Origin of the sequence: Ornithinibacillus proteolyticus (genome assembly GCF_039581225.1) — a bacterium.
GTDB classification, from domain to species: Bacteria; Bacillota; Bacilli; order Bacillales; family Amphibacillaceae; genus Ornithinibacillus; species Ornithinibacillus massiliensis.
In genome coordinates this window covers 41,474-55,035 of the sequence record NZ_JBCPXV010000026.1, presented here as the reverse complement: position 1 = coordinate 55,035, position 13,562 = coordinate 41,474, and the positions used below count along the sequence as shown (strand labels likewise).

Annotated in this window: 12 protein-coding genes; 9 read left to right on the top strand and 3 right to left on the bottom strand. The window is 39.7% G+C overall.

Translation table 11 applies throughout. The annotated features are described in order from the left end of the window. The first annotated feature begins 157 nt into the window (after positions 1 to 157). Complete coding sequence (locus AAIB49_RS13035; RefSeq protein ID WP_339217163.1) at positions 158 to 832, top strand: class I SAM-dependent methyltransferase; 675 nt, start codon at positions 158 to 160, stop codon at positions 830 to 832. A 9-nt stretch (positions 833 to 841) separates the two neighbouring features. Next, complete coding sequence (locus AAIB49_RS13030; protein WP_339217162.1) at positions 842 to 1,138, top strand: hypothetical protein; 297 nt, start codon at positions 842 to 844, stop codon at positions 1,136 to 1,138. Here the strand turns inward: AAIB49_RS13030 and AAIB49_RS13025 are convergent. After that, complete coding sequence (locus AAIB49_RS13025; RefSeq protein WP_339217161.1) at positions 1,131 to 2,012, bottom strand: NAD(P)-dependent oxidoreductase; 882 nt, start codon at positions 2,010 to 2,012, stop codon at positions 1,131 to 1,133. The two genes, AAIB49_RS13030 and AAIB49_RS13025, sit on opposite strands and share 8 nt — an antisense overlap. A gap of 83 nt (positions 2,013 to 2,095) precedes the next feature. On the opposite strand from AAIB49_RS13025, the gene AAIB49_RS13020 reads away from it, so the two are divergent. Further along, a complete protein-coding gene (locus tag AAIB49_RS13020) occupies positions 2,096 to 2,545 on the top strand; it encodes a GNAT family N-acetyltransferase (protein WP_343458272.1) in 450 nt (149 codons plus the stop codon). Between the two features lie 81 nt (positions 2,546 to 2,626). Next, a complete protein-coding gene (locus AAIB49_RS13015) occupies positions 2,627 to 3,301 on the top strand; it encodes a TraR/DksA C4-type zinc finger protein (RefSeq protein WP_339217159.1) in 675 nt (224 codons plus the stop codon). A gap of 55 nt (positions 3,302 to 3,356) precedes the next feature. Here AAIB49_RS13015 and AAIB49_RS13010 read toward each other — a convergent pair whose 3' ends face one another. Then, positions 3,357 to 4,199 carry a hypothetical protein gene (locus AAIB49_RS13010; RefSeq protein ID WP_339217158.1) on the bottom strand — a complete coding sequence of 281 codons (843 nt, stop codon included), beginning with the start codon at positions 4,197 to 4,199 and terminating at the stop codon, positions 3,357 to 3,359. A gap of 112 nt (positions 4,200 to 4,311) precedes the next feature. Then, on the bottom strand, positions 4,312 to 5,619 hold the full coding sequence (locus tag AAIB49_RS13005; protein ID WP_343458271.1) for a S1C family serine protease: 1,308 nt from the start codon (positions 5,617 to 5,619) through the stop codon (positions 4,312 to 4,314). 182 nt (positions 5,620 to 5,801) lie between these two features. On the opposite strand from AAIB49_RS13005, the gene AAIB49_RS13000 reads away from it, so the two are divergent. From AAIB49_RS13000 to treP, 5 genes are all read left to right on the top strand, one after another. Continuing rightward, complete coding sequence (locus tag AAIB49_RS13000) at positions 5,802 to 6,488, top strand: response regulator transcription factor (RefSeq protein ID WP_339217156.1); 687 nt, start codon at positions 5,802 to 5,804, stop codon at positions 6,486 to 6,488. A 2-nt stretch (positions 6,489 to 6,490) separates the two neighbouring features. After that, positions 6,491 to 7,825 (top strand): sensor histidine kinase, encoded by a 1,335-nt coding sequence (locus AAIB49_RS12995; RefSeq protein ID WP_339217155.1) that lies wholly within the window; start codon positions 6,491 to 6,493, stop codon positions 7,823 to 7,825. Between the two features lie 597 nt (positions 7,826 to 8,422). Beyond that, entirely contained in the window at positions 8,423 to 10,252 is a 1,830-nt protein-coding gene (gene typA / locus AAIB49_RS12990) for a translational GTPase TypA (protein WP_339217153.1), read from the top strand. 127 nt (positions 10,253 to 10,379) lie between these two features. Beyond that, the gene (locus AAIB49_RS12985; protein ID WP_343458270.1) at positions 10,380 to 11,447 is read left to right on the top strand and encodes a PQQ-dependent sugar dehydrogenase; all 1,068 of its coding nucleotides are present in this window, start codon (positions 10,380 to 10,382) and stop codon (positions 11,445 to 11,447) included. Between the two features lie 187 nt (positions 11,448 to 11,634). After that, positions 11,635 to 13,548 carry a PTS system trehalose-specific EIIBC component gene (gene treP / locus AAIB49_RS12980; RefSeq protein ID WP_343458269.1) on the top strand — a complete coding sequence of 638 codons (1,914 nt, stop codon included), beginning with the start codon at positions 11,635 to 11,637 and terminating at the stop codon, positions 13,546 to 13,548. Positions 13,549 to 13,562 lie beyond the last annotated feature (14 nt).

Genomic DNA, 13,562 nt, shown 5'->3' with positions numbered 1-13,562 from the left:
CCAAGGGCTAAAGAGTCTATTTAGTAGATATCAAACGTTACGTTGGACTTAGATGGAACCGCCGTATACGGAACCGTACGTACGGTGGTGTGAGAGGTCGGAGGTTAATCGCCTCCTCCTACTCGATCAGTATAATTTATTAAGGTGAGGTGAGGGGATGAAATCATTTAATTGGACCGTAAAGTCAAAGCAAGAATGGAATGATCGGGCAGACTTTTGGAATAGTCGGAGCAAAAGCATGTGGGATAGCGGTAGTAGAAAAGATATCATTCCATTCTTAACTAGTCACCTTCATAGCCAAGCTAAGGTATTAGACGTTGGTTGTGGGGACGGCTATGGAACCTATAAGCTGCATGCATTAGGCTATGATGTTGTTGGCGTTGATATTTCCGAAGAGATGATTGCTTATGCTAAAAAGCGTGGCACTACCATTCCTTTTCACGTCGCGGATGCATCGAACCTACCAGTGGAAAGGGAATCGGTAGATGCTATTTTAAGTATTAATGTATTAGAATGGGTTGAAGTACCAGCTATTGCGCTACAGGAATTAAAAAGGGTGTTAAGTAAGGGAGGACTTCTTTGTGTTGGAATCCTAGGTCCAACTGCAGGACCAAGGGCGACTAGTTTTCGGAAAGTGTATGGTGAAAAGACGATTAGTAATTCGATGATGCCTTGGGAATTTCAAAAGCTCGCAATAGAAATGGGCTTTGAATTGGAGGATGAACTAGCCGTATACAAAGAAGGCGTAACGGAACGTCATTATGAAGGATTATCTACTCCGCTCAAACAAGCAATAAGCTTTATGTGGGTCTTTTTGTTACGAAAAAAGTAGGTGAATAAGTTGGATAGGAAACAACTAGAAGAACAAATTATAGAAAAATATCAAAACGATGAAAAGATGATGATTTTAATTTTTGCACAGTGGTGCATAAACCATGAATTAGATCCTGTTGAGCTATACCAAATGGCATATCCAGGTCAAATGAAAAATCATGCTTTAGAAGAAGCGATGGAATTAACCGTTCCCAAAAATGAAGCAGAAGATATTTCGAATGAGACCGTATTAAATGTTCTGCAGCTTTTTGGGAACGATGACTTAGCTTTTGTTGTCCAAAGTGAAATAGATAGGTTTAAATAGACGAATCGAATAACTTAATTAATGCTTGTGTACCGCTGTCTTCTTCGCCCTTTTCTGCTAATTCCTCATATAACTGGAGAGATAGCGCAAGGCCTGGTGTCGATAGACCCATCTCCTCTGCAGATTCTAAGGCAATTTTCATATCTTTAATAAAGTGTTTTACATAAAAGCCTGGTGCAAAGTCTCCTTCAATCATACGTGGACCGAGCTTCGATAAGGAAAAGCTTCCGGCCGCTCCGGTAGTGATGGTATCTAGTACGCGTACAGGGTCAAGCTTGGCTTTTTTGGCATAGACAATTGCCTCACAAACCCCAATCATATTTGTCGCAATTGCGATTTGATTACTTAACTTCGTATGCTGACCTGCCCCAGCCTCACCTTGAAGAACGATATTACTGCCCATCGCTTCAAGGATTGGGTAGACTGCATCATATGCGGCTTGGTCTCCCCCAACCATAATCGCTAATGTACCATTTTTAGCACCAATATCTCCGCCTGAAACTGGTGCGTCTAATGCATGTATTCCTTTTTCAGCTGCCTTGCTATATATTTCCTTCGCTAAAGATGGCTTGGAGGTCGTCATATCAATGATATAACTTCCGGCATTTGCATTTTCAATAATACCATTTTCGCCAAAATACACTTGCTCCACATCTTGTGGGTAACCGACAATGGAAATAATAACTTCTGATTCTGCTGCTAATTGGGCAACAGAGTCTTTCCATGCTGCTCCTTGCTCCAATAACGATTGTGCTTTTTCCTTTGTTCTTGTATAAACAGCTACTGGATAGCCTGCTGAAAGAAGGTTTAATACCATACTTTTCCCCATAACACCTGTACCAATAAATCCAATCTTTGTATCATTTGTAAGCATAACATGACACTCCTCTCTAAGCTTTACTATATAATGAAAATTAGGATTATAAAAGTGAAAACATTCTGAGGAGTTGGACAAGCGTGGATTGGCATATCAAGAAATTTCAGAAGTTAACCAATGATGAATTATATGAAATATTAAAGGCTAGAACAGATATTTTTGTAGTGGAGCAAGATTGTCCATATCCTGAATTAGATAACCAGGATCAAGAATCATTACATTTCTACTTAACCGTTGATAGAGAATTGGCAGCTTACATACGATTAATTCCTAAAGGATTAAAGTATGAAAACTATGCAGCAATCGGTCGGGTATTGGTTGTGAAAAAATTCAGGTCACATGGCTATGCTCGTCAAATAATGGAAAAGGGAATTCGATATATCCATGAGCAATGGCATGAGAATGAAATCAAAATACAGGCTCAAGTGTATTTAAAGAAATTCTATGGGTCATTCGGGTTTGAACAAGTTTCCAAAGAATATTTAGAGGATGGCATTCCACATATTGACATGGTTCTAAAACGAAATTAAAGAATCATTATGTTCCTTTTACACATAGTATTATTAGCAACCTTTTTCAAGTCAATCCGTTTTTATAGAGGAGGCTAATAAATGATTTCAGGTGAGCAATTGAGTCAGTTTAAGCATGCATTATTAGCTCGGCAAAATGAATTGATTGACCATGTTCAAGATCATTATGGGTTGTCTCGGGAATTTATTAAAGAATCAATGGGAGAGCTATCAAATTACGATAATCACCCTGCAGACCATGGAACAGAGTTGTTCGAAAGGCAAAAGGATTTAGCCCTCAATGAGCATGTTGAAAAGGAACTAGAGGAAATAAATGAAGCGCTACATGCCATTGAACAAGGAACATATGGTATTTGTCGAGAGTGCGGTGCGGATATTCCTTTGGAGCGGTTGCAAGCTATTCCTACTACAGATCGTTGTGTACATCATGCGACAAACGATACATTTAATCGTGAACGAACGGTTGAAGAGGAAGTGTTTAGTCCAAATATTAATCCAAATGAGGTGTCTGATGAGGAACAGGTCGGCTATGACGCCGAGGATACATGGCAGGAAGTAAGTCGTTATGGAACTTCAGAAACCGCCGCAGACTTCTATGGTGATCAAGAGGATTACGATGAGATGTATCCGAATCATGACGAAAACGTAGGCCATGTAGAGGATATTGAGAACTTTGTAGCCGCAGACCAACATGGTAATTTCATTGGTGTAACCCCAAATCATAATAAATATGAAAACCAGCTAGAACAAGAATAAATGAAAGCACACAACAATCCATAGGTTGCTGTGTGCTTTTTCTTGTTGTTCTCATCTACGATAAATAGTAAAACAGTTCTCTCATGATACTTCCAAATAGTGAGTTTGAAAATAGTACGATTAATAACAGCTCTGATACATATAGTCCCAATAACGTATAGATCTTATCGAAACCATCCCCCTCTTTTTCCCACAATATAAGTGCAGGAACGACAAAAATTGACCCTACTACGCCAATAGCCAATAATAGGACGGGAATGACGGGCATTTGAACAATCAGCAATAAACTACCAGCTATATAAAATAAGCCAAATGGTAATATATAAGCCCCGTACTTACCAAGTACATCTAGAAATGATAAATTTATTTTAACAAGTTTTGCTGCTGCAAACGTAATAGCGATAAAGCCTGCAAATAATAATATGTATAAGAATAATGGCACTAAAAATCCGTAAAACATCGATGGTGCTGGCATGAAAAAGCTGTTCCGTGAGTACATAGCCATAGGGATGAAAGTACTTAAGGAAATAAACAAAGCAATTGCTACTAATGTAATCAGTGCTGAGTACTTATCCTTATGATTCGCTTTCCTGGCCATACTAGGCTTTTTCACTAACGTCATAAAGAAGTAACCGAAGTTAGTAAAGATGGAAGCTAATTGATCGGCAAAATCGTTTTTGGCTTCTGTTGTTTCGTTTGTCTCTTTTTCCTGAGCATGATCGGTACCGGTAGCTTGGGAAGGGATAGTCTCTTCTTCTTTGTTTGTTGAATCGACCTTTTCCTCAGGGGATTCTTCTGTTAATCGGTCATTATAGTCTTCGTTTTTTTCTAGTGGTGATCCACACTGCACACATAACGCTCCTGTCCCTGATTCATGGCCACAATGTTCACATTTCATAACTCCACACTCCATTTATTGAATAATAATTAAATGATACTATAAACAAATTCGGCAGGAAAGGACAAAAATAAATAAAAAGAAGGGAGAGGTACCCTTCTTTTACACTGGTTTATTCATTTTTATCCATTAGCTCAAGGTCAATGACTTGTTTTTCGCCATTTCGATATATTTCCAGTTTAACCGTATCACCGACTTTGGTCTCTGAATACATATATTTTCTAAGTTCCAGCGCTGTTGGTGTTTCGTGATCATCAATCTTCGTAATGACATCAAATTGCTGTAATCCGGCTTTTTCGGCAGGTGAGCCTGGTTCTACACTGGCTACGACCATACCATGATCAACGCCATCTGGAAGAATGACGTTATGGCGATATTGCATCGGAACTTGGTTTAATGTAGCCATACTAATACCAATAAATGGACGTTGCACTTTTCCATTGGTTTCTAGCTGTTCCATGATAGGTAGGGCAGTGTCAATAGGAATTGCAAAACCAATTCCCTCAACTTGGGTGCTGGCGATTTTCATAGAGTTAATACCAATTACTTCTCCAATAGAATCAACTAATGCCCCACCACTATTACCAGGATTGATTGCTGCATCTGTTTGAATAACCTCTGTGACCCAATCGGCTACCTGATCACCAGTTGTGTCGACTGACACAGATCGATTTAATCCACTAATAATCCCTTTTGTTAATGAATTGGCAAATTCCATACCTAATGGATTACCGATAGCAAATACGGTTTCTCCAACTTGTTTATCTTCCGTTGTTCCTAATGTAGCAACGCGGTTTACTTTTTCCCCGTCAATCTCAAGTACTGCCAAATCAGTTAATTCATCTGTTCCGAGGACTTTTGCTGGGATACGCTCATCGTTAGCTAATACGACCTCGACCTGCTCGGCACCATTTACGACGTGATGATTCGTAACGACATATGCTTTTCCATTTTCCTTTTTATAAATGATACCAGAGCCGGTTCCTGCTTCTTCACTGTTTGTCCAAATGCTTTGACGTTGTAAATTACTTACCCCTACCACTGCTTCCGAAACTTCTGCAATGTTTGTAGAACTGTCAGCATCCTCTGAGGCCATAGTAGTGATGACGTTTTGCCCAGAATGATGATTGCTGCCTTGTGCACCATCAGCCTTACTTGTATTTTCAAATGCTATGACATTCGTGAAGAGAAGTGCTAATAAAATGGCAACTGGGATTAAACCTCCCACTAAACCAAAAAAGAATGCCTTCATGTTAGAGGGACCTTTCGAGTTTTCTTTTTTCTCCTTTTTTTCCTTTGGTGTGGTATGTGGCTTGGTTAACCCTGGATCATCAAGCTGTTCTGCTTGGTAAGATGTATTATCATGATTTAATGAATGTTCTTGCTCATTTTGTGGATTATGTTGTTCATTGTTCTCCATAAAACATTCACCCTTTCTTAATCTATAGCTATAGCATACCCTTAAGGCTCGGCACAGCTTAGGTATAATTGTGGAATAAATGTGGAAATATGCAAAATTTATATTGTGTTTCTTTTATTTAATGGTAAAAGGGTTTAAAATTTTAGATGTGAACTCTATAAGAAAATAGTGTGGTGATGAGTATGAATTATCATATTGCAGTGATTGAAGACGACCCGAATATTCAGGCAATCGTCTCCGCCTTCCTTAAAAAAGAGGGATATGAAGTGACGGTAATGGATACGGCAGAAAAAGGGATGGAACTATGGGAAGCAAACCCTCCTGATATGTGGATTGTTGATATTATGCTACCAGGTATGGATGGCTACGAGTTTTGCCGGAAAATCCGAAATGATAGTGAAGTCCCAATCATTATTGTGTCTGCGAAGGATGAAGAAATTGATAAAATTCTCGGTCTAGAATTAGGTGGCGACGATTACTTAACCAAGCCATTTAGTCCGAGAGAGCTTATGGCACGTATTAAACGAATTTTTAGGCGATATCGTCCAGAGGAAAAACAGGAGCAACATGAAGGTAATCAGGTTATTGTCGATCGTTTAGTTATTGATAAGAATAACAGACGAGTCTTTTGGGATGAAGAAGAAAAAGATGTCACAACAAAAGAATTTGATATGCTGCTTTTATTTGCCCAAAATGTCAATCGAGCCTTTTCTCGAGAGGAGCTTTTAACACGGGTTTGGGGGGATGATTATTTTGGTAGTGATCGAGCAGTGGATGATTTAGTCAAACGGATTCGAAAAAAACTACAAGAGCTACCACTAGAGACGGTATGGGGTTTTGGATACCGACTCAGGGATAAAGAGGAATAGCGATGAAGCTTCAATATCAATTAAATGCGGCATTTACAGCGTTACTACTTATCATTATGGCTGTTACGTTTTACGTTGTGTATTCATTAATACTAAATTTATTAATTCAAGATGAACAAAGACAGCTAGAGCAAAAAGGTGAGATTATTGTAAGTGTATTAGATGAAGCATTCATATCAAGGGAGAATTTAAGAGGCTTCAATGAATTTTTACAAGAACAGGATTTACAATTATTCTTGTATGATCGCGGGCAAAATACGGTACATTTCTCTACCCTACCGACTTCTGTTGTTACAGGATTATTTATGAATAATGATTTCAGCAATCCTAATGAAGAGCTATGGGAATACGGTAATGAGAAATATGTGACCTCTCGTATTCTAATTGTGCCACAAAGTCTTGGGTTAGAATTGATTTTACTTACGCCATTACAGGATCTACAAATTGTGCAACAGGATTTTATTGTACGGATGTTAATTGTTTTCCTTATTGGAGCGCTTGTTGCAATTGGTCTCAGTTACTTTTTAACTAGAAAATTAGTAACACCGCTAACTAGGCTTAAATATCAATTGAAGAAAATTGAGAATAGGAATTTTGATGAGGTAGAACCGATTCAGGCATCAGGGGAAGTAAAAGAGGTTGCACAGAGTGTTTATGATATGGCAAATGAGTTACAGCGCTATATCAGTACACAACGAACGTTTTTCCAAAATGCTAGTCATGAATTAAAAACCCCACTAATGACTATTCAAGGCTATGCGGAAGGGATAAAGGAAAAGATTTTTGAAGCAGAGGAAGAGGAAAAAGGTCTTGAGGTTATCGTTTCGGAGGTAAATCGACTGAAGAAGATTATTAATGAAATGATATTACTTGCGAAGCTGGAGAGTGAAGAGATTTCCTATCATCAAGAAAAAATAGCATTAACAGATTTAATCAATAAAGTCATGGAACGGGCCTTACCTATTGCAACCGAAAAGGGTGTCACACTTCAGCAGCAGGTAGAGGAGCAGCTTTATCTAATAGGAGATGAAGAAAGAATTTTACGTGCTTTGTTAAATCTGACCTTTAATGGTGTTCGCCATGGACAACGTCAGCTGCTTATTACAGCACAAGAGAGTAATGGACAAGTGCAAATCATAATTGAAGATGATGGGGAGGGGATTTCTGACGAATTAATGCCACATATTTTCCACCGTTTTGTTAAAGGTAAGAATGGAGAGACGGGATTAGGTCTTGCCATTGCAAGGGCTATAATTGAACAATCCAATGGAAAAATTGAAGCTAGTAGGTCCAATCTAGGCGGGGCTAAATTTACATTAAGTTTTACAAGGGATTGACATTGTTAACTGTCGTCATGATGGATGAATTTAAGATGGGCTTAACGTTGGGGTAAATGAGCTCGAGTGTGAGGGAGATGAGCCCGAACTTGGGGTAAATGAGCCCGAGTGTGAGAGAGATGAGCCCAAGCGCGAGAGAGATGAGCCCAACGTTGGGGTAAATGAGCCCGAACGCGAGAGAGATGGGCCCGAACTTGGGGTAAATGAGCCCGAGTGCGAGAAAGATGGTCCCACCCCGGTAGCACATGAGCCCGAGCGCGAGGGAGATGAGCTCACCCCCGGGATAAATGAGCCCGAGCGTGAGAAAGATGAGCCCAAACCCAGAGCACATGAGCCCGAGCGCGAGAAAGATGATCCCACCCCGGGAGCACATCAGCCCAAACCCGAGAAAGTGCACCCACCCCCGGGAGCACATGAGCCCGAGCGCGAGAAAGATGATCCCACCCCGGGAGCACATCAGCCCAAACCCGAGAAAGATGCACCCACCCCCGGAGCACATGAACCCAAGCACTCGATAAAAATAAAAAGACAGTATTCACGATATATGATATAATAATCTAGTTTGATTCAGTCGGATACAAGAGGAGCGTACTTTTTATGCAATTAAGAGAAGATATTCGTAATATCGCAATTATTGCGCACGTTGACCATGGTAAAACAACATTAGTAGACCAATTACTGAAGTACTCTGGTACTTTTCGTGAAAACGAGCAAGTAGACGAACGTGCAATGGATTCCAATGATATTGAGCGTGAACGTGGAATTACGATTTTGGCGAAAAATACAGCAATTAGCTATAACGATAAAAGAATTAACATCTTAGATACACCAGGACACGCAGACTTCGGTGGAGAGGTAGAGCGTATCCTGAAAATGGTTGATGGTGTAGCTCTAGTAGTAGATGCTTACGAAGGAACTATGCCGCAAACACGATTCGTGTTAAAAAAGGCACTTGAGCAAAAATTAACACCAATTGTCGTGTTAAACAAAATTGACCGACCTAATGCAAGACCAGAAGAAGTAGTTGATGAAGTATTAGATTTATTTATTGAATTAGGAGCGGATGATGAGCAATTAGAGTTCCCGGTTGTATATGCATCTGCACTTAATGGTACTTCAGGCTACGAGCCAGATGGTCAACAAGAAACAATGGATCCAATATTCCAAACGATTATTGAACATATTCCTGCACCACAGGATAACCGTGATGAGCCATTACAGTTCCAAGTGACATTGCTTGATTACAATGACTATGTTGGACGTATTGGGGTTGGACGTGTTGTACGTGGAACGATTAAGGTAGGACAACAGGTTGTTGTTATTAAGAAGGACGGCACACAGAAGAACTTCCGTATAAGCAAGTTGTTTGGTTTCTTTGGTCTGAAAAGGATGGAAATTGAAGAAGCAATTGCTGGGGATATTGTCGCAATCTCAGGACTTGAGGACTTAAATGTCGGTGAAACGATTTGTCCACAGGATCATCCAGATCCACTACCTGTATTACACATTGACGAGCCGACTTTACAGATGACGTTTGTTACAAATAATAGTCCATTTGCTGGTCGTGAAGGGAAGTACATTACTTCTCGTAAAATTGAAGAACGTCTAATGAAACAGCTTGAGACTGATGTAAGCTTACGTGTAGACCCTACAGAATCTCCAGATGCATGGATTGTTTCTGGTCGTGGTGAATTGCACCTGTCCATTTTAATTGAGAATTTGCGCCGTGAAGGTTATGAGCTACAATTATCAAAACCAAAGGTTATTCTTAAAGAAATTGATGGTGTGCTTTGTGAGCCAGTTGAACGAGTACAAGTGGATGTTCCAGAAGAGCATACAGGTGCAATAATGGAATCCTTAGGTGCACGTAAAGGTGAAATGCTCGATATGGTCAACCATGGTAATGGTCAGGTTCGCCTAGAATTCAAGGTTCCTTCACGTGGATTAATTGGATATTCTACAGAATTTATGTCTCAAACTCGTGGATATGGTATTCTAAACCATACATTTGAGGCTTATGAGCCGGTTATTAAAGGTCAAGTTGGAGGAAGACGCCAGGGAGTACTTGTTGCTTTAGAGAATGGTAAAGCATCTACTTATGGAATTATGAACCTTGAAGACCGCGGAATCATTTTTGTTGAACCTGGTACAGAGGTTTATGCTGGTATGATTGTTGGGGAGCATAACCGCGAAAATGATCTAACTGTTAATATTACGAAAGAGAAGCATCTAACTAACGTTCGTTCCGCTACGAAAGACCAGACATCAACCATTCGTAAAACGAGAACGATGTCACTGGAAGAAGCGATTGAATACTTGAACGATGATGAGTACTGTGAAGTAACACCAGAATCCATCCGTTTACGTAAGAAAATATTAAATAAAAATGAACGTGAAAAAGCGGCAAAGCGTGAGAAGCAAGTTTAATGTTTAATTAGAGGATATCAGTGGGGAACTACCATTGATATCCTCTTTTTTCATTAGGTAGGTGGATTATACTTATAAAATCAAGATAACTCCTTTACAATGGAATAAAATACTATTGGAGGAGTGGTTGACCATTCGTATACTTCTATCACTGATTATGTTATGTATCCTAATAGGCTGTTCTAATCCAGATGTCCAACAGACCAAACCAACGGAAAATAATCTGACGTATGAAGTAGTTATGACCAACTTACAAGAGCCGTGGGAAATCGAAATGCAAAACAATCAGTTTTTCATCAGTGAGCGTAATGGTTTTATTGTGGAAATCGCAGATGGAGACATGAGGCGAATACCTGTAGCATTAGAAAAAACGCTATCGAACCAGCCGGAAGCAGGTCTGTTAGGCATAGCTATTCCTAGTGAAAATGGGGATAGAGCTTATGCCTATTATTCGTACGCTGATGACGAAGTGTATTATCAACGCGTCGTAGAAATAAAGCGAACAAAGGATCAGTGGGAAGAAAGGAAAGTATTGCTCGATCAAATTCCTGGAGGACAGTATCATCAAGGCGGTCGTATCCAGATAGGTCCCGATGATAAACTATATATTACAACGGGAGATGCGTCTATTCCAGAGTTAGCACTGGATGTAGCAAGCTTAGCAGGAAAAATTCTGCGCATGAATTTGGATGGCTCTGTACCATCGGATAATCCATTTCCGAATAGCTATATCTATTCTTATGGTCATCGAAATCCTCAAGGGTTAGCTTGGGATTCGGATGGCAACTTGTTTGCAACGGAACATGGTCAAACTGCCCTCGATGAGATTAATCAAATTGAAAAAGGACATAATTATGGTTGGCCAGTGATTGAGGGAGATGAAACAAGCGAAGGGATGGAGACCCCAATTGTACATTCAGGAGAAGATACATGGGCTCCTTCGGGTATGAGCTACCTGGATGAATTATTTTATTTTGCGTCATTACGTGGGGAAGGAATACGGCAATTTGACCCAAATACAAAGCAGGTTAAGCTTGTTTTTTCAGATGTAGGCAGAGTACGAGATGTTTTAGCTACGGATAAAGGGTTCTATGCTATTACGAATAATACAGATGGACGTGGTACCCCTGCCGAAGATGATGACAAACTTTTATTTATACCACGAGATATGTTGAAAGAGCTTCCTTCTGAATAAGGAGCTCTTTTTTAATTAGAAGCAATCGGAATAGCGTTCCTCATCATTAATGGTAATACCAATAATCTTTAAGGAAAAGATAAAAAAATAAAATGAAAACATTTACAAAACTTGTATATACAAGTATACTGTGGATATTAAGGTCAACATGTATATACAAGTTAAAAATGAAAGGGGATTCATTCCTATGGCAAATAGAGAAGAGCAATTGATATATGCACCAATAAGTGGGAAAATTGTTCCATTAGAAAAAGTTCCAGATCCTACTTTTGCAGAAAAGATGATGGGTGATGGAATTGCCATTGAACCTGCTGAAGGAAAAGTAGTTGCACCTTTCGATGGGGAAGTAATCCAAATCTTTCCGACAAAACATGCAATTGGGATGGTATCAAGCCTTGGAGTAGAAGTGTTAATCCATATTGGCTTAGAAACCGTTGAGCTTAATGGAGAAGGCTTCGAGACGCATGTTAAAGCTGGTGACAAACTTAAAGCAGGGGACATATTGGTTACTTTTGATGTGGATTTGATCCGTAAAAAAGCAAAAAGTACGATAACACCAATCATCATTACCAATGGAGAACAGTTCGCCCCTGTAACGAAGACGGAAGAGAAAGATGTTGTGGCATTAGATTCTGTCCTATTAGGAACAAAGGTAATAGATTCACCTATAGCGTCTAAAAAGAAAGCGAATTCATCGATGAAATATAGTCAAGAAGCTAGAGATATTGTAGGTGCAGTTGGTGGCGTGGATAATATTGCCGGTGCAACACATTGTGTAACAAGACTTCGCTTTGCTTTACATGATGAAGCAAAAGTGGATATTGCGGCTCTGGAGAACCTTGATATTGTAAAGGGATCATTCTCCGCAAATGGTCAGTTTCAAGTCGTAATTGGTCAAGGTACCGTGGATAACGTGTATGCTGCCATGGTCAAAGATACTGGTATTAAAGCGTCATCTAAGGATGATGTAAAAGCACTTGGAAGTAGCAAGCAAAACCCGCTACAACGTGCAATTAAAACATTAGCAGATATTTTTATTCCCATTCTACCTGCCATCGTAACAGCCGGTTTGCTTATGGGGATTAACAATATATTAGTTAACCCACTATTTTCGGAACAATCTGTCGTGGAGATGTATCCATCATGGGCTGGTATTGCAGAGATGATTAATATTATTGCAAATACTGCCTTTACCTTCTTACCAGCTTTAATTGGTTGGTCTGCAGCGAAGCGATTCGGTGGAAGTGAATTGTTAGGTATGGTACTTGGGTTAATCCTAGTTCATCCTGATTTAATGAATGCATGGGGATATGGTTCAGCATTAACAGAAGGATCGATTCCTACATGGAACTTATTTGGATTGGAAGTAGAGAAGGTTGGTTACCAAGGTCAAGTATTACCCGTATTAATTGCTTCTTGGGTATTAGCAAAAATTGAGCTGTTTTTAAGAAAACGCGTAGTGGAATCATTACAGTTATTAGTGGTGGCACCTATAGCCTTATTAATTACCGGATTCTTAGCATTTATCATTATTGGACCTATTACGTTTACAATTGCTTCTTGGCTTACGGACGGTCTAGTTCACGTATTTGATACATTCCCAATTATTGGGGGATTATTATATGGTGGCCTATATGCTCCATTAGTTATTACGGGAATGCATCATACGTTCCTAGCAGTGGATTTACAATTAATTGGTAGCACAGGAACGACATTCTTATGGCCTATTTTAGCATTATCTAACATCGCTCAAGGTGCGGCTGTATTCGGTATTATGCTTGCTGCAAAAGATGAAAAGCTAAGAGGCCTAGCGGGAACTTCTGGTGTGTCTGCATGGCTTGGAATAACAGAGCCTGCAATGTTTGGTGTTAATATACGTTATCGTTATCCATTCATTGCCGCAATTATTGGTACTGCCATTGCCGGTGCATTTATCACCTTCCGTGGAGTACAGGCAAGTTCAATTGGTGTAGGTGGAATTCCTGCTCCATTATCTATCTTACCGGAGGGTTGGCTTTCATTTGGAATTGGAATGGCAATCGTTATTATCGTACCATTCATTATTACTTTCTTAATCGCCAAAGGTAAACTATCGAGATAAAGATCAGCTTAGGA